Genomic DNA, 24,158 nt, shown 5'->3' on the forward strand with positions numbered 1-24,158 from the left:
GTTGTTCAGTTAGTTGATTTGATAAATAAGGTCACCGATTTGTAATTCAAGCGTCACAACTAAAAAAAAATGAAAAAAATTGAAATTTTTTTGCTTTTCGAACGTTTCGGTCAAAAAAGCAGCCTTAATTGCTTATTTTGAAACAAGTGAAGAAGAAAATACGTTGTATTTGAAGCTTGATTACCTGGTTAGACCAGTTATGCTAAATGCAACATAATAAATAATGAGAAATGACAACATGACATTTGATGAAATTATTCAGTCGGAGCATTTACAGCAAGCGCAAACACAAATGACGTTTCCTGCAAGTTGGTGTCAAGGCCGCACTGCGTTTGGCGGATTGTCTGCAGCAATCGCGGTGCAAAGCATGAAGCACCAACTGACAGAGCCTCGTCGACTTCTCTCTGTGAGCGTAAATTTTGTCGGACCACTGCTAGAAGGCGCACCATTTACCGTTGCAACAACGATTTTGCGTAGCGGCAAAAATGCAACCCAAATGCAAACTCAACTGATCCAATCAGGCGAAGTTTGTCTTATTGCTATCGGGTGCTTTGGCAAGGATAGAGCATCTGCTATCCAAGTTGCAAATGCGGATAGCCCTACTCTTTCAGATGTTAATCCAAAGGCTGTTCTTCCATATCAAGAAGGTGTGATGCCTGCATTTTTCCAACATGTCGCGCTCAATGCCCAGCAAGGGGCTTTACCATTTTCAGGTGCACCATCTTCAAATCTAGGTGGTTGGATGCGACTTAAAGCACAAACTACATCGGTAAATGAACTACATACACTGGCTCTTGCTGATTCATGGCCGCCAACCTTACTCCAGATGTGTAAAGCGCCAAGCCCCGCCAGCAGTATGTCTTGGTACATAGAGTTTTTGTGTGATATTTCACTCGACTCAGAGTCTTGGCTGGGCTTTGAAGCCGTTACCCACCATAGCCAAAATGGTTATGGTATTGAAGATGCTAAAATTTGGTCACAAGATGGCAAGCTGCTAGCCCTAAGCCGCCAAACCGTCGCAGTATTTGATTAACATTGATAAATTTGGGCGCATCAAGCAAACTAGCATAAAAGGAAATCAACGGATTTTTGTGTGATTACAGCTTGCCCTGAATGCGATACGCTTGTTGAAATAGACGCTATCGAGTCCCAAAAGCGTGCGGTGTGCCCAAACTGTCGATGCGTGTTGTGTCATGTACAAGGACACCAAAACCAATTAGTACAAGCCTTCAGCTTTTCTGCGTTACTATTTTTATTGGCAAGCTTATTTCCAAACTTTATTTCCTATACGCAACACGGTATCACTCAAGTTGTGAGCCTCTGGCAAGCGCTCATATTGTTAGCTGAACATTACAGCTATTTTCTAGCTGGATTATTTGCCTTCACTATTTTAGTTATGCCTGTTGCCGTATGCTCGTTGCTATTACTTGCACACACCGAGTATTGGCAAATCATCAATGCGCACAATGCCCGCCATTTAGCCAAATTACTTTCAGCACTGAAACCGCTTAATCTCACAGATATATTTTTAGTCGCCGTGCTCGTGAGCGCTTTTAAATTAATGTCTTTCGCTGAATTGGAGATGGGCCTTGGGTTTTGGGCCTATATTCTGTTCGTTTTATGTTTTATTGAAGCGCTCTCACTTTTCGATCACGAGTACATGTGGCGTAATCAGGCTCAATGTAATCGTCACCTAGTGGAGCCGAACAATTTATCTTCCACGCTAAAACGTTGCAAGGTTTGTGGCTTTTTGGGTGAAGGTGAAAAGTGTCAGCGTTGCTACGCCAAACTAAAATACCGAAAGTCTCAATCAACGCAAAAAAGCTTAGCTTGGATGCTCACCAGCGTCGTGCTACTTGTACCTGCTAATTTTCTACCCATAATGGATACCATTAGTCTCGGGCTCCATACGCCTGCGACGATTTTTTCAGGCGTTCAAGTACTTTGGGAAGCCGGTTCTTATCCCGTAGCAACACTTATTTTTCTCGCAAGTATATGTATTCCTATCGCAAAAGCGTTACTATTGAGTTACTTACTTGTACGAGTTAAAAAACCAAAAGACCCAATCACAGCAACGAAAGTGTACCGCTTGCTCGAATTCATTGGCCGCTGGTCCATGATTGATGTGTTTGTCGTGATTATCTTAGTGTCTCTGGTGCAGCTCGGTACGGTGCTAAATGTCGAACCGGAAATTGGTATCGTGTTTTTTACTTTGATGGTGCTTTGCCAAATCGCAGCCGTTAATAGTTTTGATCCAAGATTATTGTGGGATAAAAATAATCAATGACTACTCAAGCTGATATAGAAGACAAACCAAAGTTTTCAGTGATATGGATTATTCCAATTATCGCGTTGCTCATCACAGGCTGGATGTTATATCAACATCAGGCAAATAAAGGCCACACTATTTTTATAAAAATGACTGACGCAGATGGCATTATTGCCGGCAAAACTGAAGTGAGAGTAAAAAGTGTTAAGGTCGGGTTAGTCGAGTCATTAAAGCTTGAGTTAGCGCAAAATGCAGTGATTGCAAAAGTTAGGATTTTACAGCCCTACCGTGATTTATTGGCTGAAGATTCTTCTTTTTGGGTAGTTAAACCTAGAATTGATGAATCCGGCATCTCAGGCATGAATACGCTACTCTCTGGAGTATATATAGAGCTCTCCCCTGGTGATGCAAAAACACGTTCGAGCATATTCACCTTAATGGATGAACCTGCATTAATTGGCTCAGAGGTGCAAGGAAAACGCTATCAACTCGTGGCTTCAGATGCTGAAGTATTAGACGTTGGCTCCAGTATTTTTTTCCGCAATTATAAAGTAGGTCAGGTTGAGTCTGCACACTTTAGTGTCGAAAGCTTAAAAATGGAATATGGTATTTTCATCTATTCGCCATACGATACCCTTATCACAGACAACGCTATTTTCTGGATTAGTTCCGGCATTGATTTTAAACTATCAACAGAAGGCGTTGAAGTGTCGACAGGATCGCTAGCAAAGATGATTAAGGGCGGGATTTCTGTTGACTATCCACCAACTATGCCAAGCGGCACTGCGGCGCTCGAAAACAAAACCTACGCCTTACACAAAAACTTTGCGATGGCTTTAGAACAACGTTTTGATCACTTTGATTACTATCTCATTGAGTTTGAGCAATCAATTCGAGGACTTCGAGCTGGCGCACCAATTGAATATAGAGGTATGCGAATTGGCACGATAGAACAAGTTCCTGCTACTGGTGTTAGCGACGATAGACCTTTATACTTTCAACAAAATAACACCTCAGTGCCTGTATTGGTTAAAATTGAGTATGGTCGTCTTTATGAAGATGCACAGCTTGCACAAACATATTGGTCAGAAAATATAGACAAATGGATTAGTAACGGTCTTAGAGCATCACTAAAAAGTGGCAATTTGTTAACAGGTGCGGTATATATAGAGTTAGACTTTTATCCAAGTGCAGAAGTCGTTAGTTCAAACAAAACGACTATTTATCCAGTATTACCTAGCGTTCCGAGCGGTATTACAGCACTTTCTGAACAGGTCACAAGCTTACTGAACAAGTTAAATGGGTTACCTCTTGAAACAACTGTTAAGGAACTAGAAGGTGCTCTTCAGCAACACAGGTTACTAGCAATGGAAATGAATCAACTCGTAGAGTCTATCAATAATAACAAGATAACAGACAAGGTTGGCGGTAATTTAACGAGCTTAAAAGATACGTTAAGCCAGCTCACATCAAGCTTGAAGCAATTTGAGCAAACCATGACTCAGTACCAAAAAGGTTCAGGTGTTATGGATCAACTTAGTAATACCCTTGAAGAACTTGAAAGTTTATCAAACCGCTTAAAGCCTATTTCTAAAGGGTTGAATGAGCAACCGAATATGCTTATTTTCAATAAAGAGAGCGGTACAGATCCACTCCCAAGGAAAAAATAAATGAAGACTGGCTTAGCGACATTTTTGCTTTTATTTTGTTTAACGGGCTGTATAACAAATCCATCGCAGCCGGTTAGTTATTATCAGTTAGAAGCAAAGAGTGTCGCTGACGAAAAGCAAGTTGAGCTCAATCACGTTCTCTTGGTTGATAAAGTGCAGTTGATTGAATTGTTTGATCAGCAAGCTTTAGTGCAATATCAACCAGAGAACAAAGTAAATATCGCTAATTTTCATTTTTGGGCTCAGCCACCTTCCGATATGCTGACTTGGAATTTAGTCAACGCGTTAAATGCAACCAATAAAACCACAGCAATAAAAAGTGATAAGTTTTATCGCAACACGCAGGAGCATCAACGCCTCGTAGTAGAAATTAACGAGTTTGCAGGGCACTTTGAAAAAGGTGCTGTGATGAGTGGAACTTGGTATCTTTATCAGTACAAAGAAGGGAGCTATCAGCTATCCCAAGTGCAGCCATTCCAATTTGAAGCAACGCTTGAGCAGGATGGCTTTAGTGCTCTTGTATCTGCACATCAAAAAAACTTTAACCAACTAACTGCACAAATAAGTCTGCATTTATAGTTGACACTCAAACACCACTACAGGTGTTAAGTCATTATCAATTATTATTTTACCAATACGACTAAATCCCACTTTGCTAAGTAGGTTAATGCTGTTGCGGTTACTTTCTAATGTAATAGCACCTAACTTGATGTAGCTTTGTTCTAATTTAGCATGTTCCATAAGTAACCTAACGGCCTCAGACGCATAGCCTTTTCCGGTAAACTCATCTAAAAGCGCATAACCTAAGTCTGGAATATTAAAAAAAGGTCTTTGATATAAGCCACACAACCCAATACTAGTATTGCTGCTTGCTTCTACAACGATGTAAGCTGCAGGCTTACCAATTTGATAGGGAATAAGGTAAGCTTGCTCGATATGCTCCTCAGCTTGTTGTTGCGTTTTTATGCCTTTATCACGGATGTTATCGATAAAGCTTTTTTGATTCAAAAGCCTGAGTAAGAAGCCGGCATCATTTAAAGTTGCTTTCCTTAAAAAGATCCGTTCTCCCATCGCTATCGTCATTCTGCCTCCAAAAATATCATAATTAACCTGAGGTTTGGATAAGGAATGTTCCAACTCATTGTTTCTAAAACACAACTTAGTTTTTTCCTTGTCTAGCCAGAGAGTTTTAGGGAAAACACCGCTTCCGCGTCCTGCTCTCGCTAAGGTACCTACATCCTGTAGGCAAGGCGAATTCACTTCCAATAGCTGGCTATTGGAAGTGAATTCAACGCTGTTAGCGCTAAAACTGGCTGCTAGAAAGGCATTAATTATCCGCAGCTCAGGTTAATTAACTTCCATGGGAACTTTAGCATTTACATAAGCGAATAAAAAAGCTGGGAAACGAATTTGCCCAGCTTTTCATTACTACTGAAATACCGACTGGTTACTGTTGGAATTTCACGTTTTTATACATTTGCTCAACTGAGTCTAGCTTAGTTTGCTTCGGTAAATCTGCAAACGGCTCAGCTTGGAACTTAGCACCGCGTAATTGAATATTTAGTCTAGCAGCATCGGTGTTCATTACAGTTTGCTGATAGTACGCTTTAATATCTTCTAATGTGACCGCTTTAACTGCAGCGATTAACTTAGCTTCGGAGTCAAACGCCATATTTTCTTTGAACCAATCGCCTATTAATGGTTGTAGTTCTTCAGAAAGGTTTTTTGGCTCTTCGGTTAATGAGACTAACACTGCATTTTTTAACTGTTCAAACGTTGCCCCATCTAACGCGGCTAAGTCTTTAGCGTATTCATCTTTATACGCGTCAAAACGAGCTTGCATGCTTTTCGCATCTTTTACTGGTGTTTGAATATAAAAGCCTAGCGCTGAATATTCGTCAATAGCAACACTCGTTGCACCAACCGCATAGGCTAGCTGCTCTTCGGTTCTCAAACGTTCAAATGCCGCCGTTCTTAAGTGCCCTTGAAGCACCATCGCCGCCGCTTTTTGCGCATAGCCTTTGATTGGGTGCACTGCAAAATCGATCACAGCAACATCGGCAACATCAATGTCTTGTTGCCATACCAGTGTCTGCTTTTGCTCTGGTTGCCAATATTTAGCACGTGCGTACTCGGTCACTTTTTGGCGTTTAGGCAGCGCATTATCGAGTGTCTCTTTTACTGTTTGCAAATCGGCTTTGTCGTAGTTGCCATAGGCAAAAACACGAACTTGGTTATTCGTCAGAATTTGATTCTGCACTTTATCTAAGTCGGCCAGAGTCAAAGATTTAGCTGCTGATATCAATGCGGAGTCATCATAACTTCCTGAACGGATAAGTTTTTGATAAACACCGAAAGCTTGTCTGAATGGGAATTCTTTCTCTTGATTTTTAATGCCACGTACGTAACGATCAATGGCTTGGTCAAATGCGCGTTTATTCGTTTCTACACGAACACCAGAGAGCGCATCCTTTATTAACAAAGCTTGCTTATCTGTAAAACCTGAAATATCCAGCATTATCCCATTTGCAGGAGTCAGACCAAGATGCATACCCGCTATGCTCGCTTCAGTCATTAACTTTGCTTTATCCAAGCGGTATAAATCAGCCCAAATCGACAGTGCAACCTCAGTTTTGATGTCTTTTAATGCACTTGGGTTATTAACGTAGATTTTCAGACTACCTTTAGGCTGTTGGTAGAAACGCTCACTCGCAGCATGCCAAACCGTTACGCCATCAGCATCAATAACCTTCTGAACGCCCTTTTTCGCATCATCCGCAGATGTTTTCAGTGCGAAGTTTTCAGGTAGCAAGGTATTTACACTAGGAAGTGCTAAATCGAAATTTGCCTCTTCTTTCCATTTATCAAAATCGCTACGCTTTAAGTCTACAATCTGATATTCACCATCATAGAAGTGTAGTTTTGCATCAGTAGGTTCATCTTTACTGATATACCATACCCGCATTTGCTCAGGTGTTAATTGCTTCAAGACGGCATTAACAGCATCAGCATCAAACTGCGCATAGTAGTAGCTCGCATTGATAGCGTGGTTCATTGGGTAATGCTGCATGCTATCCGCAAGGTTACTGACGTAACCAAACTCATCGCCTTTTTCTAAAAACCTAAATTGATTATTTAGCGACGTTTGGATTTCCTTGAAGTAACGGCTATCGACTCCTTTTTCACGGATCATATCGATATAATCAAGTACCGTACCTGTAATTAACTCGCGTTGCTTTAAGCCCTCATCGGTTAACTGAATATCAATCTGCAATGTTCCATAGTTGCCATAACTATTTGGTGTCGCGAATGCACTTAACGATGAGATTAAGCCTTTATCTTTTAGTACTTGAGCTGGGCTACCCGCCATTTCATTACTTAGAAGGTATGTAATGAAATAGTTCGGTTTAACCGCAAACGCGCTTGCGTTGTTTTTGATAGTGAAATCAAGCTGTAGCGTCTTTACGTCTTCATTTGGTTTGTAGTGGACCAACTTCTGCCCAACGTTATCGAAGTTAAGCGATTGCTTAACCTCTGGCTTCTCGATGTTTTTATTCTTGATTGTCGTGAAATGCTTTTTCGCTTTGGCCACCATCTGCTCAATCGGCTCGTTAGAAATCATGGCTAATTTCATGATATTCGCAGAGTAGTACTTATCATAAAAAGCAACGGTCTCTTGATGTAGTTTGCTACTTTCTTTATCACCTAACGTTTCTAGGTTACCAATAAGAAAGCGATTAGCTGGATGCTCTCCCATCATGTTTCGTGCAAGTTTAAATTGACCAAAAAAGTCCATTTCACGACGCATAGACCATTCTGCGTTTACTGCATTTTTTTCTTTTTCTGTGTACTCAGGGTAAAGCTTTGGAGATTTAAAGAAGTCGGAAAATCTGTCTAACGCCTCATCATAGGCATCGTTGTTCACTTTGAACATATAATTAGTAATATCCAACCAAGTGTAAGCATTGTGTGCCCCACCGTTTTTGGTCATGAACTCAGAATAACCTTTGCTATCTGGATACTTTTCTGTACCAAGGAATAGCATATGCTCAAGATAGTGCGCCATCCCTTGCTGAGACATAGGATCGTGTAGTAGACCAACGCCAACACTCAGCGCTGCCGCTGACTTCGATACAGAAGGATCTGATACCAAAATGACTTCAATGCCATTTTCCAAGGTTAACGTTTGATATTGTCTATCATCATTAGGACTTACAACCAGTTGCTCTGAAAGAAGATTCTCAGCCGTGTCTGAATAATTGAGTGAAGAAGTTGTACCACATCCAGTCAAAACTGCTAAGGTAAGTGTGCTAATTGCGAATAGCTTTTTCATAAAACAATCCATTATTGTGATAATTACTTTTTGGAACCAGACTATCATCGTCATTCGACTAAGCTTTTGCAATATAGAAATTTTTTGTTTTGTAACACTTCGTAAACTGAGGAATCTATGCCGACATCCATTTATTTACTGCTCGCCGCGCTATTTTTACAAACTCTACTGACCTTAGTCATCATGGTCATTATGGGGAAACGTCGATTTAAAGCTGCACGAGAAAAACAGATCCAGTTTGATCAGTTCAAAACCATGGCGCTCGACAACGCACCTGAAGAAGTCATTCTGGCATCTAGAAACTTTACTAATCAGTTCGAAATTCCCGTGTTGTTTTTTGTGGTTTCTCTTGCCGCACTCGCAATGAAACTTGTTACGTTGTGGTTCAGCATATTCGCCCTACTGTTTGTAATTAGTCGTATTGCACATGCCTATGTTCATATCGGTAGTAATCATATTCGAACGCGTTTTCGCCTCTACCTTGCAGGATGTGCCTTCATTGTGTTGCAGTGGATCACATTACTTTTAACACTTATATAACTAAAAATAATAAAAATGCCATCCGTTTTAGCTAATTGTTCTTTAATCTCTGAGCCAATTTGTTAGCATGGCGATGGCAAAAAGAACAACAGGGGCACATAGATGAAACAGGATAATGATATCTGCGATTTTGGACTTCATGCTGGAGAACCATACTCCACGCTGCCAGCGAGCTTTTTAAACTGGATGATAGAAACAGACCATGCAAAATGTGAGTTAGCAAAGTTTGAACTGGACAGAAGAATATCTGCGGTGGCACAAAACACCAGAAAATATAGCAATTTTGAGTGTTAGCACTATTAAAATAATTATAATGATCTAGAATACGCGCATAATTTATCAAATAGCTTCTAAATTATGCGCAACTTACTTATTTTTTCAACGGCCTTGCTATTATCAGCATGCCATTTTTCCTCTCCTAAGCAGTCGCAACAAGCAGAATACCTAACCGTATTACACACCAACGATAATCATGGTCGTTTTTGGCAAAATGAAAAAGGTGAATATGGTATGGCTGCCAGAAAAACCTTAATTGATCAACTAAAGAGTGATGCCGAAAAAGCGGGACATGCCGTTATATTGCTTTCTGGAGGCGATATAAACACGGGTGTACCAGAATCTGATTTACAGTTTGCCGAACCTGATTTTAAGGGAATGCGTAAACTCGGTTACGATGCCATGGCAATTGGTAACCATGAATTTGATAACACTCGAGATGTGCTAGCCAAACAAATTGAGTGGGCAAGCTTCCCAGTACTGTCAGCAAATATTCTTGATAATACAAATCAAATGCCAGCATACGAGCCTTACACAATTATTGAGCGTGCAGGATTGACCATTGCTGTCCTTGGACTTACGACAATTGATACTGTTAAAATTGCCAATCCAAAACATGTTCATGGCCTTACTTTTATTGAGCCTTTAGCAGCCACAGAAAACTGGGTTCCTAAGATCAAAGCCAAATACCACCCAGATGTAATGATTGCTGTTACACATATGGGCCACTATCACGGTGCCAATCATGGTATCAATGCACCCGGTGATGTAACGCTTGCGCGCCGACTTCCTAAAGGTATGCTTGATTTGATAGTCGGTGGACATTCTCAAGAACCTGTCTGTGTTGACGACAATGGTAACGAGGACATAGCTTTTGCTCCTGGCAAAACATGTAAGCCTGATAATCAAAATGGTGTTTGGATTATGCAAGCACATGAGTGGGGTAAGTATGTGGGTAAAGCCGTATTTAGGATTGATGGTGATACAAAAACCTTGATTAGCTATAACTTAATCCCAGTAAACTTAAAAAATAAAGCTGGCTCTGTGATTGGTGAAACTATTCAAGAAGATCCTCAAATGCTCGCTTTTTTAACACCTTTTCAAGAAAAAGGGCAAGCGCAAATAGCTGGTGCTGTGGGATACGTTGATAGTTTCTTAGATGGCCGTCGCAGTACAGTGAGATTCAAGCAAAGCAACCTCGCAGATCTTATCATTAACGCGCAAATGGCAGCTGTCGAAGCAGACTTTGGCATTATCAGCGGCGGCGGGATCCGAGATAGCATAGAGCAAGGTGATGTCAGCTACAAAGATGTGCTGAAAGTTCATCCATTTAAAAATCGTATTACTTATATAGACTGGAAGGCCAACGACCTAATTAACTACTTAAACATTGTCGCCAAATTCCCACCTGACTCTGGTGCTTACTTACAGTTCCACCATATTACGTTTGATATCAAGAACGATAAGGTAACCAATGTTCACATAGCGGGCGAGCCATTGACTGACGGCAAGACCTATCGCATGAGTGTGAATAGTTATAATGCTTCTGGTGGTGACGGTTATCCAAAGATTAATCATCTTCCAGAATATACCGCTACCGACCTAACTGATGCACAGGTCCTCAAAGATTACTTCCAAAAGAAGAGCCCTATAAAGGCCGTGGATTTATAAAAAGGTACCTCATATAAAGCGGTGTGATGCACCGCTTTATATGCATTCATTCTATTTACCAATAATATCAATATCTGACTTTTTCACTCCACTCAGTCCGTAACTATGTAATTTAGAACGAGACCCTTCGCCATGTGCTTTCGGCGGATAAAACAACACCTTTTTTTCTGGACAAGCGTCTAATACCTCATCTAGCGCAGCTCTAATTTCACTTAATGTTTTTTCTAAACTATTAGTAAAGTTGGGCCGTTTTCTAATGGTATGCCCAAGCTCAACTAAACGGTAAAAGTATTTATCAGCGAGATCCAACAACTCCTTCGGCATCTCTTTGTTTTGATTGAGAACAGTATCGGGATTTACATCGCAAAACTCAACAAGCGCTAAATAGAAGCATAATGGTTTGTTGGCAAGCTGGACACTTACTAGTTTGTCTCTATTCGTCGTTACTGTTTTTGAATACAAATCAATAACAAGCTTAAATTCCGGTAACTTTTCTAGCGCTTGGTTTGAACTTACCTTCGCCTCAATACCTTTTCTTCTCACCCAGTTGAACACTGCAACGCCGATAAACGCCATAATCAGTGGAAAAATATAGGCTGATTTAGGTTTAGTATCATCTAATGAGACCGCGACATAGAAGTTTCTGTGTGGCGCTGATAATGTTAGTACTTCACTTTTTTCACCCTGTCCTGCTCCAGATGTATTAATGTCAAGAACAGTTAAACGGGCATCTTGGGCGTCTAACACTGTATTGAGTGAGTTTATATATTCTCTTAACTCAGTTTCATTACCTGCATAATGTAAAAAAGGATCTGCGACAGGTAAACGATTCATATCAATAGCAACACGAAGCGCAACCGCTTCTTTTTGTTGCTTCAAAACCCGCTTAGTTTCAATACTTTGAGAAATGTAGAAAATGCCGCTAAATAACAGTGCCAAAGCAATAAAAACGGATATATTACGCTGGCTAACTTCCATCTTCTTCTCCGATAAAGCCATAAGGTAAGGCTTCACATTGCCAGTATCTATCTACCTTATCAAAGTAACTAGATGTTCTTAATTGAGCCACTTGGTTAATAATTCCCTGCATTGCACAAGCTAAGTCAGTGTTATTGTTGTTCATTTTTAAATACCATTTACTGCCACTAACATTATTTGCAATTGGCGTAATGTAATTCTTCGAAAACCGCTGCTCATCTTCTTCGGACCAATAAGAAGCTATAATATCAACTTCGCCAGCAGCCAACCGATCGCGGAGCGCTTGATGCGAGCTTAAATAGGTAATATCGAGCGCATTGATATCGATATCTAACTCTTTAAATGCACTTTTTGGTAATATGTGGCCAGAGCGACTTGTTGGATAGTCAAGCAAACCTATTTTTTTATCTAAGAAATACGATTTAGATAATTTAGGTTTTTCTGTGTTTGAGATAAAAAAGGCGGAATAAGCCGGATAACCGATAACAGGCTTATAACTATGCGTTGATTCGGCCATCAAAGCCGACATGATGTTGTCTTTCGTTAAAATAAGATCGGCGATCCCCTTCGCAAGAAACTCTATTTGCTCAGCGAGACTTCCTCCCCAATACACTTTCACTTGCCCATATTGCCTAGTGACCACTTCATCTTCACACGCTCTAACTAATACGTCTAACGCGAGACTTTTAATCGGAACATGTATTTTTAACGTGTTGATATTAGACACTGAACGTGTTTTGCAGGTATTTGAATACTGGACGACGGGATCAAGAGTTAGAGGCTTTGCCGATATTAACCGAGCCCCTAAAATCCAGCACAATAATGCGCTTATAAACAACAAAGATACAATTGTTGATTTACTAGTCAAAATGTTACTATATATCACTAATTGGAATAACCTATCCTTTCTTGACCGCTATTAGATCAATTTTCTTTACTCATTGCAATAGGTAATTTTACCAATAACTCGTAACCAGATGAATTTATTACTTTATTGACAAGAAATTATGAATCTTATTGAGTCCTTTTATTTTGTTGAAAAATACGGACAATTGGCCTCACTTTTCGGTTGGGAAGATTGTTCCCTTTTCTACAAGAGATACAAATGTTACGAAAAAGCTTGTCATTACTTTTCGCTGTAGGGATGACTATAACGACGTCAAGTGCACACGCCTGGGGTCAAAATGGTCATAGGATCATTGGCGAATTGGCTGAGGCACATTTAACCGAGCAGACTCGCGTTGCGATTCAACCTTTATTAGAAGGTGACTCTCTGGCTGAAATTTCAACTTGGGCTGATGAGATGCGTTCGGATCCAGGCACGTTTTGGCGTAAACAATCTTCGAAGTGGCATTACATCAACATCGACAACCCAAAAGCAATGCATGAGCACGTTCATGCTGATTTGAATGACAAAGAAAAAGTAAAACACATCCTAGATGGCATCTACTATTCCATCAATACGCTAAAATCAGAATCTAAATCAATTGATGAAAAGCGTTTTGCATTCCGTTTCCTAGTTCATCTTGTAGGTGACAGTCATCAACCGTTTCACGCAGGTCGCGGCAAAGACCGTGGCGGTAACATGATTAAAGTAAAGTTTTTTGGCAGTGATTCAAACTTACACAGCACTTGGGACACCAAATTAATCGAAAATGAGAACCTTTCATTTACCGAGTTTACACGTTTTATTCAAACCACAAATAATGAAATAATTGCTGAATACTTAGACAGCTCGCCAGCGGATTGGTTGCTTGAGTCAAATAATATTGCTGAAAAAGTTTATAACAGCAATGAAACTGAAATAAGTTACGGTTACATTTATAAATATATGCCAACAATTAAATTTAGGCTGCAACAAGGTGGCATTAGATTAGCTGGCCTATTAAACCAAATTTATGATCCTAATTCTAAACCGCTGGTTTCATCATTGAAGTCAGCAAATAAAATAACAGTTAACCATTAGTTTAAAATAACCTACTAACACGGGAAACAACATAATGAAAATCCAACTTCGCAAAAATGCACTTACGCTTGCTATCGCTGCAAGTTTAGGCATGAGTGGCATGGCGGTTGCGGCAGATACATCTTCGTCTATCAAAGGACAGATTGTAGGACCTCAAGGTAATCCAGCTGCAGACACTAAGATTATCATCGTTCACGAACCGACAGGTACACGCCGCGTTGTTACAACGAATGACACTGGTACGTACAACGCATCAGGTCTTCGCGTTGGTGGTCCATATACCATCACTATCGACTCAAACAAATTCCGTGACGCTGAGCTGCGTAACGTTTACCTATCACTAGGTGAAGCACAAAAGATCGACCAGCAGCTAAGCGAATTGCAAATGGAGTCTATCGTAGTTACTGGTACCCCAGTACTATTTAACTCCTCTGCAAACGACACTTATTACGGTGCAGATGCAATCAAGAGCACGCCTAGTATCAACCGTGATATTAAAGACGTAGTAAGAAATAACCCGCTAGTTGTTATCCAACCTGGTAGCGACAGCTCAATGACAATCGCAGGCTCAAACCCGCGTACAAACTCTATTACTGTTGATGGTATTCCGCTAAACGATGACTTCGGTCTTAACTCTGGTGGTTACCCAACACAGCGTAACCCATTCCCTCTAGACGCACTTGACCAAGTAACCGTTCAAGTAGCACCAACAAATGCTAAATCAAGCGGCTTTACTGGTGGTAACGTTGACGCGGTATTTAAGTCTGGTACTAACGAAATCACTGGTAGCGTTTTCTATGAGAAAATGACTGACAGCTGGGCAGGTACTCCAAAAAACAATGGTAAAGAAGTTCCACTAGAGTTTGAAGAAGAGAACTATGGCTTCTCAATCGGTGCGCCTCTTATCGAAAACAAACTATTCTTCTTCGGTGCTTACGAAAAGTATGAATCTCCTCAGTCAATTGAGTGGGGCCCTGCAGGTTCTGGTATTGGCGCTAACGAGACAAAAATCACACAAAACGACTTAGCAGAAGTACGCAAAATTGCTTCTGAAGTATATGGTGTTGATAACATCGGTGGTGCAGACACTCAACCACAACTAGAAGATGAAAAATACATCATCAAACTAGATTGGAACATCAACGACTATCATCGTGCAAACTTTATCTACATGTTCAATGAAGGTAACCGCACAAACAACATGACTGATGATGCTGATGATCTACACCTAAGCACTTATTGGTACAATAAATCTGAGAAACTAAATAACTTCAGCTCAACACTATACTCTGACTGGACAGATGATTTCTCAACGCAAATCAGTATCACAAGCAAATCTGTTGAAACTGGTCAGATTTCACTTGATAGCGCACTTGGTTTAGGTGATATCAGCATCAGCAACATCGACGTAGATGGTGATGGTGTTACAGGTGACATCAGCTTTGGTTCAGATGCTAGCCGCCACTCAAACTCACTAGAAAACGACCTAACAACATTCAAGTTTGACGGTACTTACCTACTTGACGAACATACACTAGAGTTCGGTATCAAGTATGACATTCTAGACGTTGAAAACCTTTATCTAGATGGTTCTAAGGGTGTTATCACATTTAACAGCCTAGAAGACTTTGCTGCACGCCAAATTTCAAGATACACATATAGCAACGGTATCGGCAATAACCCTGATGCAGTTGCAGCGGCATTCAAACGTAAAGACCTTGCACTATACGTGAACGACCGTTGGGACTTCAGCGATGAACTAGCGTTTAGCTTTGGTCTTCGTTACGAGCGTTTAGGCTCTGACGACAAACCAGCGTTCAACCAAGACGTATTGGACAGAACGGGTTTTGATAACACTTATAACCTAGATGGCGCTGACATTTGGTTGCCTCGTGCAGGTTTCACTTACTACATGAACGAAGACGTAACTATCCGTGGTAGCGTAGGTCGTTATGCAGGTGGTAACCCTAACGTTTGGATCTCAAACTCTTACTCAAACGATGGCTTCAGTCGTCAAAACTTCTCTGCTAGTGATGTTACTGCTCCAGCAAATATCCTAAATACTATTCCGCCAGAAGCTATCGAAGGTATTAACAATGCGAATCGTGGTTCAGTTTCGAACTTTATCGATCCTAACTTCGACATTCCATCACAGTGGACTTATATGCTAAATGCGGATGTAACACTTGACATCCCAGGCCTTGGTGACGGATTCGCGTGGACTACGACTGCAATCTTCACAGATAAAGAAAATACCGCTGAATGGGTAAATGCTGCACTTCTTCAAGAAGGCGATGTAGTAGGTTCTACTGCTGATGGTGCATTACCATTCTACGATACCAGTGAACTTGAGATTATGCTAACGAACGCAGATAAAAACGGTCGTTCAATTATCCTAAGTACTGGTCTTTCTAAAACGTGGGATAATGGCTTCAAGTTTGATATGTCTTATACTCACCAAGATATCACTGAAGGTAACCCAGGTAGTTCATCGACTGGTCGTAGTAACTACCGCTACGGTCACTTCTTGGATCACCAAGAGACACAAATCGGTACTTCTTCTTATGAAACTGAGCACCGTTTTGTTCTAAACCTTGGCTATTCAACAGAGTTCATTGAAAACTATAAAACGAATTTCAATCTATTCTTTGAACGCCGTTCAGGTTCAGCGTACAGCCACCTAACAAGATGGCAAAACCTAACTGGTGGTCGCTTCTTCGATCAAGACCTAATTCAGCCTTCAGGCTTTGGTTCAACGTTCGGCGGTAACTACCTAGCTTATGTTCCAACGGCAAACGATGCAAACGTACTTCGTTACGAAGGTACAACTGAGGCAGAAGTGCTTGCTCACTATGAGAGCTTAGGTCTGTCTGGCTATGCAGGTGGCTTCGTTGACCGTAGCGCGGCTACATCACCTTGGACAACGACTATGGATCTGTATGTTTCTCAGGAACTTCCAGGTTTCACCAAAGATCATAAAGGTGAAGTTTACTTCGTAGTGAACAACTTACTAAACCTGATTGATTCTTCAGCTGGTAAAGTTTATACGCAAGACTTTGGCACTCGTAATACGCTAAATATGGATATCGACCCTGCGACTGGTAAGTACATCATCGGCGCACCGATTACTAGCGACTATAAGTTTGAAGCAGAAGACTCAACTTACCGCATCAAGATCGGTGTACGCTACAACTTCTAATATCTAACACGTAATTAGATAATCTCCCAAAGGCCAGCGAAAGTTGGCCTTTTTTATATTTAACCTGAGGTTTGGATAAGAAATGTTCCAACTCATTGTTGCTAAAGTACAACTTAGTTTTTTCCTTGTCTAGCCAGAGAGTTTTAGGGAAAACAAGGCGAATTTACGCACCAATAGCTGGCTATTGGAAGTGAATTCAACGCAGTTAGCGCTAAAACTAGCTGCTAGAAAGGCATTAATTATCCGCAGCTCAGGTTATTTAATCCAGCTTAAGATTATTTTCCAATTAATTAACCTTTATAACTTCCTGATAGTAAATATAATTGATGCAGGACAAGTCATTGCTTCCGAAGAAGCAACCATACTAAATGTTAAAATGAGGAGATTATCAATATGATAAGGGATAAATTATGTTAAAACGTAAAGCTTTTATCGGCTTTGTAGTCACGATGTTAGGCATAGCTATTGATTTTTTAATCATCTCTCTATCCAGTCATTCACTAAAAAGCAGCGCATTTGAAATATCCATGCTCTACATGATCTATATGACTATAATATCATGTACAGAAAACCGTACGAGATAACATTCGGCGGTACTTTACTATATAGAGCTTATTCTAAGCGAGTGATCAAGCTCTTTTTCATCTACTGCGGACTGTAGTAATTTCAGTAGTTGTACGAACTTTTCTTTCTGCTCATCGCTAAAACAACTAAGTAGCTCAGTTTCCCATGCCAATGCAAGCGGCGTTAACGTTTGATAAAGTACTCTTCCTTGCTCTGTCACCGCAATAGTTTTTGCACGTTTATCACTTGGACTCACTAACATCTCAATCAACTCTCGGTCTTGTAACTGCTTAATTGCTCTTGAAACGGTTGATTTATCCATGCTTGCCAGTTCGCAAATGTGCTTTGCGGTACTCCCCTCCTTCTGTATTGCATGAGATAACACCCGCCATTGTGGCTGCGTTAATTCTCCCTTTTGTTCATAGACGTGCGCAAAGTCGTTGCTCACTTTTGTTGACAGTGAAACCAGTTGATACGGCAAAAATTCGTTTATATTCAGCAGCTTTCCATTATTTTTAGACATTATTTCACACTCCCAACTGTCACTATAACTTTACAGAGCGACTAGATGACAAATATTGAAAATACTCTCACATGAGAGTATCTTACTATAAAACACAAAGGAGTCGAGACACATGAGCCAAGAACTTCAATATTTAACTGGATTTGGTAATCAATTTGAAAGTGAAGCACTGCCGGGCGCTTTACCTATTGGTCAATTTTCACCGCAAAAAGTAAAATACGATCTTTATGCAGAGCAATATAACACCACCGCTTTTACAGCGCCTCGTGCTGATAATCGTCGAAATTGGTTCTACCGTATTCGCCCTTCTGTTTTACAAGGTGAATATGAAGCGATGGATAATGGCCTATTGCGCACGGCACCAATAACTGAAGCCGTTACTCCCCCTTCCATGTTGCGCTGGAACCCTATCGATATACCACAAGAAAAAACAGATTTTATCGATGGCTTAGTAACGATGGCTGCTAACGGCAGTGCCAATAGCCAAAACGGGATTGGTATTCATGTATATGTTGCTAACGCATCAATGGAAGGTCGTTACTTCTATAATGCGGATGGCGAGTTGTTGTTCGTCCCGCAGCAAGGCGAACTCATTTTACACACTGAGTGTGGAAAACTCGCAATTAAACCAGGTGAGATTGCCGTTATCCCTCGTGGTATCAAATTCAGTGTAGAGCTTTTAAGCGATACGGTGCGTGGTTATATTTGTGAAAACTACGGACACCCTTACATATTGCCTGAACGAGGCCCCGTTGGTGCGAATGGCTATACCAACGAACGTGACTTTCAATACCCCGTTGCCGCCTTTGAAGACAAAGAAGGCGATTTTGAACTCGTTGCAAAGTTTAATGGTAATCTGTTCCGCTCTGAGATTGGCCACTCACCGCTTGATGTGGTTGCATGGACAGGTAATAGCGCCCCATACAAATATGATTTAGCACGATTTAACGTAATGAACACCGTAAGCTTTGATCATCCAGATCCGTCAATCTTTACTGTACTGACTTCTCCATCAGGTACACCTGGTGTTGCAAACGTAGACTTTGTGATTTTCCCACCGCGTTGGATGGTGGCAGAAAATACATTCCGTCCACCTTATTATCACCGTAATATCATGAGTGAGTTTATGGGCTTAATTGAAGGGGTATACGACGCCAAAGAACATGGTTTTGTGCCCGGTGGCATGAGTCTACACAACTGTATGTCCCCACATGGACCAGAAGCGGATGTATTTGAAAAGGCGAGTAATGCAGAGCTTGCACCACAGCGCTATGAAAACACACTCGCATTTATGTTTGAGTCACGTTACATTATCTCTCCAACTAAGTATGCTTTAGAAGGCAAAGCGCGTCAGCCTAACTATGCTGATTGCTGGAAAGGCATTAAAAAGTACTTTAAAGGAGCATAAAGATCATGTTGAAACTCTATACTTATTTTCGCTCATCTGCAGCCTATCGTGTGCGTATTGCTTTAAATCTTAAAGGATTAGACCACGAGTTAGTCCCAGTAAACCTGCTTAAATCGGAGCAAAGCGGCGAGGCATATTTAAGTAAAAACGGTCAAGGGTTACTACCGGCTCTTGAAACTGAGCATGGCGTTCTTGCACAATCTTTAGCAATATTGGAGTGGCTAGAAGAAACCCAAACAGGCCAAGCATTGCTACCACAAGATCCTTGGCAAAAAGCGCAGGTAAGAAACTTTTGCTACGCCATAGCCTGTGATATCCACCCTATCGATAACCTGCGTGTGCTTAAATACCTCTCAAGTGAGCTAGGTGCATCTGATGAGCAAAAAAATGAGTGGTATCGCCATTGGGTTATCGAAGGCTTTAAAAAGCTCGAGCCTATGATAGGTGACGGTCAATTTTGTTTTGGCACGGAGCCCACACTCGCAGATGTTTGTTTAGTACCACAAGTGTTTAATGCCCTACGCTTTAAAGTAGATATGGCTGCATTTCCTAAGATCAGTCGAGTGTACGAATATTGTAATACGCTTAGTGCGTTTTCTGATGCGGCGCCTGAAAATCAATTAGACGCACAATAAGGCTAGTAAACGATAAGCCAATTAAAAAGAGTGACATGCTAAGCATATCACTCTTTCAATCAAACGAACGTTTGTTATTTCAACGCGCTATAGACATGATCAAAATGGCCAATAAGGTCGTGACCAAGATCAGTCAAATAACCCCCATCGGGGCTGTCAATAACCCCTTTTTCAAATAGCCGCATCGCGGCACCTTGTATACCTTCAGGCGCGCTGCTATGAATTTTTATCCCCTGATGCAAACTATGTCTTGGAAATCTAGCTAGTAAGGTCAACTCATCCAACAATTTTTGGTCTAATGCCATTGTCATTTTTCCTTATTCTTCTATAGTCATCTAACACTCTAGTTCAAAAAACCAAATTTGATGAAGTTTTTAATTTGTTTAATCACTGTTAATTTGATCTCACTGCCTGTTTTGGCGACAACGCCCGCTGATTTGAGGTTATATGGAGAAATACCAAAGCAAGTCTGTTGGTATGAAGGAAAGTCATATAGCGAAGGCGCACTATTGCTACAGTTTGACATGCTGTTTGTCTGTGCAACGAAAAAATACAACGAAGACAATGGCAAACTTGTGTGGGTAAAGGCTGATGCGTCTGGTGCACCAATTAGACCTGAAATTTCGGATAAAATTAGGGTAAACTAGGCGTAATATCTAAAGTTATATAGAAGTAGAAGATGACAACCCAAGCAAATAACCCCCTTCACGGTATCAAGTTAGAAGAAATTATTGTAAAACTTGAACAGCAGCTAGGCTGGAAAGAAATGGCAGCCGCCGTAGATATCAACTGCTTCAAAGATAATCCAAGCGTTAAATCCAGTCTCAAGTTTTTGCGTCGCACACCTTGGGCAAGAACCAAAGTGGAGCAACTGTATCTAGATACCTTCCACGGCTTTCAGTGGCCAGATATTAAAAAATAACCCGTTTTCTCTAAGTTTATTTGGCTACATAAAGCACGTTGTAAGTTTCCTGAAGCTTATCAAGAATGTGCTTGGGAACATTTTTATTACAGGCTAGATAAAGAGACGTATTAAACTGATCTAATGTATATACCGGCTCAAGTAATTGAGCCGTTTGCTCTTTTGCACTTCGAAACCTAAACTGGGCATCGCTTAATATCACCAAATCAACAAAGTCTTTGCGCGTATTGAGTAGCTCAAAAACCTTATCAAAAGAATTAATCAGGATCAGCTGCTTCCCTTCTTGAAAACCATGTTCCATTAAAAATTGGTGGCTAAAATTGTCTCGGATCACTGCTGTTCGATAAGCTTGCGCATCTTCTAGTTTATTCAGCTTGATTTTGCTTTCACGTAGCGCATAAAAAGAGGTGGTAAAAGTGTCAATGGGAAATACCCAAGTAAACTCATTTTCGCGGATGGTATTTCTGGCTGTTGAAAACACACAGGTATCTTCTTTTCTTAATGCAGCATTATAGGCCGCAGGCCATGAAAGTACGTTGATGGTGTAATCAATGCCAGAGTCATCAAGCACCGCCCTGACTTTATCCGCTGAACGCCCAATTAGTTCTCCTTTTTCATTAAGGTATTGGAAGTCAGGAAAGTTCTCAGTGACTATATTTAGCGTATAGGCAAGCGCACTGAAACTCATCAGCAAAATACAAAGACCAAAAGAGCGTGCACCCTTCATGAAACTCTCCCCATAGCTACTTGAATAATATAGTCTTAACTTAAAGGTTGAGCAATTTTTAAAGAGATAGAATGGCTTCTTGTAGATGGGAGTTATGGGTAACTTATCGAAGTGAATGAGTGATAGGCAAGGATGCCCCTGCCTATCACAGAGCTACATAATTACTTTAGCTATTGTTGATAGCATCAATCAGAAATGCACTCAGCTTAGCACCTTCTTTAAGCGTGGTTTCTGAGCTCGTTTGTCCAACAAGAGAGCTATCGGTAAATGGGGCAATTTCCATCATGTCTGCACCTGTTATTTTAAACTCACCACGCAGCGCTTGTAGAATTAACATCGCTTCGTCTGGAGTCATACCGCCAGCCTCTGGAGTACCCGTTGCAGAAGCAAACTCTTCATCAAGTGCGTCAATGTCAAAGCTAACATAAAGCTCTTCAACACCGTCAGCCTTTAGCTGTGCAATAACTTCATCTACAATCGCTTGTGCACCACGCTCTCTGATCTCATGAGCCCAATGCTGCTTAACACCGAATGTAGACTCCCAATGAGACTTAGGTTTGCCACTCGAGCGGATCCCAAATTGCACTAAGTGATGGGGTGCAGGTAAAAACTCTAGAATATGCGTACACCAAGAGCCGAAGCATAAATCGATACCTAAGCGCTCAACAAGTAAATCCGTGTGAGCATCAAAATGGATAATCGCTGTTTTTACACCACGAGCACGCTTTGCTTTAAGATACGCTTTTGTTAACGGGTAGCTGATTGAGTGATCACCACCAATGCCAAACACGCCTTTATCTGGGTAATTTTCGTAAAAGCCATCACACACATCTTCTGTAATAGATAATGGTGAGACGTAATACTCACTCTCTGGGTCAGCATAAAGTGCCTTTTGACAATTACTGATCGTGCTCTCGTTTAAATATTTGTCGTGTAGTAAATGTGGAATAACACGCACATCGCCAAGGTCAAACGCGCTCGTTTGCGGCTGTTGCTCAATTAATGTCGAACGCAAAAATAACGGGCCCCAGTTAGCGCCGCGTAAAATACCACCGCCACAATCCGAACTGATCCCAAGAATTGCCGCTTTATGTTCACTTTCGCCCAATTTTTCCAGTGACGCTTTCCATAAAGTATCAACACCTTCTGTTTGTCCATATAGCTTTTGTCTTAGCGCGTCTTTTCTTTCTTTCGCTGTGTTTACAGTAAACACACCATCACCCGGTGGGCATAAACAGTGCTCAAGTTTTTTATGGAATTGTTTTTTGCTCTCAGACATCGCTATCCCCTCTTATATGCATAATCATGCGACCCAGAAAAATCTTCCCTATTGCGCTCTATATTTTGCGTCACACTCAAAATACGATTGGCTTGAAATGAGTAAAAACGATAAATTAAAAATAAAAAAACTTATAAATCAAAAGGTTTTCTTGATTTCTAACTTCGTTTTCGGAAGACATTGACTGTTCGTTAGGTCGTTGTTGCAGCACATATAACAGGTTCAAATAGGAAGTCAACCGCAGTACCAACTATGCGCGTTGAGGCTGCGGTTGTTTATTCATAGAGGGTGTTTAGTTATTCGTAGTGACGTGGCACTTTTGTTTTAATTACAGCGATATAGCCATGCCAACTTGCGTACGCAAGTAGCGGCATGATAACGATAAAGCCAGCCGTTCCAGTTGCAAACCCAAGTATCACCATGAACACTAAGATCCCACACCACACCACCATAGCGCCGACATTTTCCTTCACCGCATGCATTGAGCTTATTACAGCAGTCATAATATCCACTCGGCGCTCCATCATTATTTGCGGGGTAAACGCTGAGATCGCAAATACACACACCAATAAAATGCCCCCTACTATAGAGCCGAGTGCTAAAAATGCCGAAAGTTGTTCAAACGTTGGATTCGGAACATTTGGATATAATGCATGGATAAGTGCTGCTAGGCGCATCCAAACAATCATAATGACCATCAGTAACACTGCAAACCCCCACTCGCCAGCCGGATTACGGAACATTGACTTAAGGCTGTGTGATAATGTTGGTTTATGGCCCTTTTCCAACTCCCACGCGACATCATACAAGCCAGCAGCGAAAGCAGGCCCGATAAGCGCAAAGGCGACAGCGGCAGGCAGAATTACCAGGTGAGTACCTGATTGGTACACCAACCACATGATAAAAGCAGGTATAAGGGTAAAAATAAGTCCATACACTAGGCTAAGTAATGGCGCATTCGCAATATCTTTAAACGCTAATGCGAGCCAGTGAAACGGCGCCATGGTTGGGACTTTGTTGCACTCAAAGCAACGCGCAAATTCGTTATCTTTATTTATAGAATGTGTAGCAGGCATAACCATTCCTCATTGTTGCTCTCATGTTAAGGTTTAGTGGAACATCGACAATCCTGCAAGCTATCCCGAGCTATAATAGCAACTACATTAATTCTATAACCAATTTGAAGGGCAAAATATCA

22 protein-coding genes are annotated in these 24,158 nt (G+C 41.0%); 13 read left to right on the forward strand and 9 right to left on the reverse strand.

The genetic code is table 11. The features are described 5' to 3' along the window. Window positions 1-238 precede the first annotated feature (238 nt). The 4 genes from BB427_RS06115 to BB427_RS06130 are packed head-to-tail and all read left to right on the forward strand — an operon-like array spanning window position 239 to window position 4,518. On the forward strand, window positions 239-1,033 hold the full coding sequence (locus BB427_RS06115) for an acyl-CoA thioesterase (protein WP_069019294.1): 795 nt from the start codon (window positions 239-241) through the stop codon (window positions 1,031-1,033). Between the two features lie 60 nt (window positions 1,034-1,093). Then, window positions 1,094-2,287 carry a PqiA/YebS family transporter subunit gene (locus tag BB427_RS06120; RefSeq protein ID WP_069019295.1) on the forward strand — a complete coding sequence of 398 codons (1,194 nt, stop codon included), beginning with the start codon at window positions 1,094-1,096 and terminating at the stop codon, window positions 2,285-2,287. Continuing rightward, the gene (gene pqiB, locus BB427_RS06125; RefSeq protein WP_069019296.1) at window positions 2,284-3,939 is read left to right on the forward strand and encodes an intermembrane transport protein PqiB; all 1,656 of its coding nucleotides are present in this window, start codon (window positions 2,284-2,286) and stop codon (window positions 3,937-3,939) included. Before BB427_RS06120 ends, pqiB begins: the two co-directional genes overlap by 4 nt. Then, window positions 3,940-4,518 carry a PqiC family protein gene (locus BB427_RS06130; RefSeq protein ID WP_069019297.1) on the forward strand — a complete coding sequence of 193 codons (579 nt, stop codon included), beginning with the start codon at window positions 3,940-3,942 and terminating at the stop codon, window positions 4,516-4,518. Here BB427_RS06130 and BB427_RS06135 read toward each other — a convergent pair. Beyond that, window positions 4,513-5,022 (reverse strand): GNAT family N-acetyltransferase, encoded by a 510-nt coding sequence (locus BB427_RS06135; protein ID WP_069019298.1) that lies wholly within the window; start codon window positions 5,020-5,022, stop codon window positions 4,513-4,515. The genes BB427_RS06130 and BB427_RS06135 overlap by 6 nt on opposite strands. 364 nt (window positions 5,023-5,386) lie before the next feature. Continuing rightward, window positions 5,387-8,272, reverse strand: a complete 2,886-nt coding sequence (locus BB427_RS06140) for an insulinase family protein (RefSeq protein WP_069019299.1) — start codon at window positions 8,270-8,272, stop codon at window positions 5,387-5,389. A gap of 117 nt (window positions 8,273-8,389) precedes the next feature. On the opposite strand from BB427_RS06140, the gene BB427_RS06145 reads away from it, so the two are divergent. From BB427_RS06145 to ushA, 3 genes are all read left to right on the forward strand, one after another. Further along, window positions 8,390-8,812 carry an MAPEG family protein gene (locus tag BB427_RS06145; RefSeq protein WP_069019300.1) on the forward strand — a complete coding sequence of 141 codons (423 nt, stop codon included), beginning with the start codon at window positions 8,390-8,392 and terminating at the stop codon, window positions 8,810-8,812. A gap of 102 nt (window positions 8,813-8,914) precedes the next feature. Beyond that, window positions 8,915-9,106, forward strand: coding sequence for a hypothetical protein (locus BB427_RS06150; protein ID WP_069019301.1), 192 nt, complete (start codon window positions 8,915-8,917; stop codon window positions 9,104-9,106). A gap of 63 nt (window positions 9,107-9,169) precedes the next feature. Further along, window positions 9,170-10,759 carry a bifunctional UDP-sugar hydrolase/5'-nucleotidase UshA gene (gene ushA, locus BB427_RS06155; protein ID WP_069019302.1) on the forward strand — a complete coding sequence of 530 codons (1,590 nt, stop codon included), beginning with the start codon at window positions 9,170-9,172 and terminating at the stop codon, window positions 10,757-10,759. Between the two features lie 51 nt (window positions 10,760-10,810). On the opposite strand, the gene BB427_RS06160 is transcribed toward ushA, so the two are convergent. Both BB427_RS06160 and BB427_RS06165 read right to left on the reverse strand, forming a co-directional pair. Next, on the reverse strand, window positions 10,811-11,737 hold the full coding sequence (locus BB427_RS06160) for a hypothetical protein (RefSeq protein WP_045990333.1): 927 nt from the start codon (window positions 11,735-11,737) through the stop codon (window positions 10,811-10,813). After that, a complete protein-coding gene (locus BB427_RS06165; protein ID WP_239359039.1) occupies window positions 11,727-12,464 on the reverse strand; it encodes a PhnD/SsuA/transferrin family substrate-binding protein in 738 nt (245 codons plus the stop codon). Before BB427_RS06165 ends, BB427_RS06160 begins: the two co-directional genes overlap by 11 nt. Before the next feature lie 378 nt (window positions 12,465-12,842). Here BB427_RS06165 and BB427_RS06170 point away from each other — a divergent pair, with 378 nt between their 5' ends. Both BB427_RS06170 and BB427_RS06175 read left to right on the forward strand, forming a co-directional pair. Continuing rightward, window positions 12,843-13,703, forward strand: a complete 861-nt coding sequence (locus tag BB427_RS06170; protein WP_039495059.1) for a S1/P1 nuclease — start codon at window positions 12,843-12,845, stop codon at window positions 13,701-13,703. A 34-nt stretch (window positions 13,704-13,737) separates the two neighbouring features. Beyond that, window positions 13,738-16,902, forward strand: a complete 3,165-nt coding sequence (locus BB427_RS06175; RefSeq protein WP_069019303.1) for a TonB-dependent receptor — start codon at window positions 13,738-13,740, stop codon at window positions 16,900-16,902. Window positions 16,903-17,503: 601 nt separating this feature from the next. Here BB427_RS06175 and BB427_RS06185 read toward each other — a convergent pair. Further along, the gene (locus tag BB427_RS06185) at window positions 17,504-17,989 is read right to left on the reverse strand and encodes a MarR family winged helix-turn-helix transcriptional regulator (RefSeq protein WP_069019305.1); all 486 of its coding nucleotides are present in this window, start codon (window positions 17,987-17,989) and stop codon (window positions 17,504-17,506) included. Window positions 17,990-18,101: 112 nt separating this feature from the next. On the opposite strand from BB427_RS06185, the gene hmgA reads away from it, so the two are divergent. Both hmgA and maiA read left to right on the forward strand, forming a co-directional pair. Then, entirely contained in the window at window positions 18,102-19,397 is a 1,296-nt protein-coding gene (gene hmgA, locus BB427_RS06190; protein WP_069019306.1) for a homogentisate 1,2-dioxygenase, read from the forward strand. A gap of 8 nt (window positions 19,398-19,405) precedes the next feature. Continuing rightward, window positions 19,406-20,032: a maleylacetoacetate isomerase gene (gene maiA / locus BB427_RS06195; RefSeq protein ID WP_175401249.1), complete on the forward strand. Its 627-nt coding sequence runs from the start codon at window positions 19,406-19,408 to the stop codon at window positions 20,030-20,032. 74 nt (window positions 20,033-20,106) lie between these two features. On the opposite strand, the gene BB427_RS06200 is transcribed toward maiA, so the two are convergent. After that, on the reverse strand, window positions 20,107-20,337 hold the full coding sequence (locus BB427_RS06200) for a TIGR02647 family protein (protein WP_010373121.1): 231 nt from the start codon (window positions 20,335-20,337) through the stop codon (window positions 20,107-20,109). Window positions 20,338-20,397: 60 nt separating this feature from the next. Here BB427_RS06200 and BB427_RS06205 point away from each other — a divergent pair, with 60 nt between their 5' ends. Together BB427_RS06205 and BB427_RS06210 are read left to right on the forward strand one after the other, a co-directional pair. Further along, complete coding sequence (locus tag BB427_RS06205; RefSeq protein ID WP_010605335.1) at window positions 20,398-20,679, forward strand: DUF1496 domain-containing protein; 282 nt, start codon at window positions 20,398-20,400, stop codon at window positions 20,677-20,679. Between the two features lie 32 nt (window positions 20,680-20,711). Beyond that, entirely contained in the window at window positions 20,712-20,954 is a 243-nt protein-coding gene (locus BB427_RS06210; protein ID WP_017216709.1) for a VF530 family DNA-binding protein, read from the forward strand. Window positions 20,955-20,970: 16 nt separating this feature from the next. Here the strand turns inward: BB427_RS06210 and BB427_RS06215 are convergent, their stop codons facing one another. The 3 genes from BB427_RS06215 to BB427_RS06225 all read right to left on the reverse strand — a co-directional run bounded on the left by BB427_RS06215 (window position 20,971) and on the right by BB427_RS06225 (window position 24,036). Further along, window positions 20,971-21,681, reverse strand: coding sequence for a transporter substrate-binding domain-containing protein (locus BB427_RS06215; protein WP_045990325.1), 711 nt, complete (start codon window positions 21,679-21,681; stop codon window positions 20,971-20,973). 166 nt (window positions 21,682-21,847) lie between these two features. Continuing rightward, the gene (locus BB427_RS06220) at window positions 21,848-22,960 is read right to left on the reverse strand and encodes an arginase family protein (protein ID WP_045990324.1); all 1,113 of its coding nucleotides are present in this window, start codon (window positions 22,958-22,960) and stop codon (window positions 21,848-21,850) included. A gap of 296 nt (window positions 22,961-23,256) precedes the next feature. Further along, window positions 23,257-24,036, reverse strand: a complete 780-nt coding sequence (locus BB427_RS06225) for a DUF2189 domain-containing protein (protein ID WP_069019308.1) — start codon at window positions 24,034-24,036, stop codon at window positions 23,257-23,259. Window positions 24,037-24,158 lie beyond the last annotated feature (122 nt).

Source organism: Pseudoalteromonas sp. BMB (genome assembly GCF_001709235.1).
GTDB lineage: Bacteria > Pseudomonadota > Gammaproteobacteria > Enterobacterales > Alteromonadaceae > Pseudoalteromonas > Pseudoalteromonas maricaloris.

Coding starts and splice junctions, on each gene's coding strand:
- BB427_RS06115 (WP_069019294.1), top strand. CDS start 239: ATGACATTTGATGAAATTATTCAGTCGGAGCATTTACAGCAAGCGCAA.
- pqiB (WP_069019296.1), top strand. CDS start 2,284: ATGACTACTCAAGCTGATATAGAAGACAAACCAAAGTTTTCAGTGATA.
- BB427_RS06130 (WP_069019297.1), top strand. CDS start 3,940: ATGAAGACTGGCTTAGCGACATTTTTGCTTTTATTTTGTTTAACGGGC.
- BB427_RS06135 (WP_069019298.1), bottom strand. CDS start 5,022: ATGACGATAGCGATGGGAGAACGGATCTTTTTAAGGAAAGCAACTTTA.
- BB427_RS06140 (WP_069019299.1), bottom strand. CDS start 8,272: ATGAAAAAGCTATTCGCAATTAGCACACTTACCTTAGCAGTTTTGACT.
- BB427_RS06145 (WP_069019300.1), top strand. CDS start 8,390: ATGCCGACATCCATTTATTTACTGCTCGCCGCGCTATTTTTACAAACT.
- BB427_RS06150 (WP_069019301.1), top strand. CDS start 8,915: ATGAAACAGGATAATGATATCTGCGATTTTGGACTTCATGCTGGAGAA.
- ushA (WP_069019302.1), top strand. CDS start 9,170: ATGCGCAACTTACTTATTTTTTCAACGGCCTTGCTATTATCAGCATGC.
- BB427_RS06160 (WP_045990333.1), bottom strand. CDS start 11,737: ATGGAAGTTAGCCAGCGTAATATATCCGTTTTTATTGCTTTGGCACTG.
- BB427_RS06170 (WP_039495059.1), top strand. CDS start 12,843: ATGTTACGAAAAAGCTTGTCATTACTTTTCGCTGTAGGGATGACTATA.
- BB427_RS06175 (WP_069019303.1), top strand. CDS start 13,738: ATGAAAATCCAACTTCGCAAAAATGCACTTACGCTTGCTATCGCTGCA.
- BB427_RS06185 (WP_069019305.1), bottom strand. CDS start 17,989: ATGTCTAAAAATAATGGAAAGCTGCTGAATATAAACGAATTTTTGCCG.
- hmgA (WP_069019306.1), top strand. CDS start 18,102: ATGAGCCAAGAACTTCAATATTTAACTGGATTTGGTAATCAATTTGAA.
- BB427_RS06200 (WP_010373121.1), bottom strand. CDS start 20,337: ATGGCATTAGACCAAAAATTGTTGGATGAGTTGACCTTACTAGCTAGA.
- BB427_RS06205 (WP_010605335.1), top strand. CDS start 20,398: ATGAAGTTTTTAATTTGTTTAATCACTGTTAATTTGATCTCACTGCCT.
- BB427_RS06210 (WP_017216709.1), top strand. CDS start 20,712: ATGACAACCCAAGCAAATAACCCCCTTCACGGTATCAAGTTAGAAGAA.
- BB427_RS06215 (WP_045990325.1), bottom strand. CDS start 21,681: ATGAAGGGTGCACGCTCTTTTGGTCTTTGTATTTTGCTGATGAGTTTC.
- BB427_RS06220 (WP_045990324.1), bottom strand. CDS start 22,960: ATGTCTGAGAGCAAAAAACAATTCCATAAAAAACTTGAGCACTGTTTA.
- BB427_RS06225 (WP_069019308.1), bottom strand. CDS start 24,036: ATGCCTGCTACACATTCTATAAATAAAGATAACGAATTTGCGCGTTGC.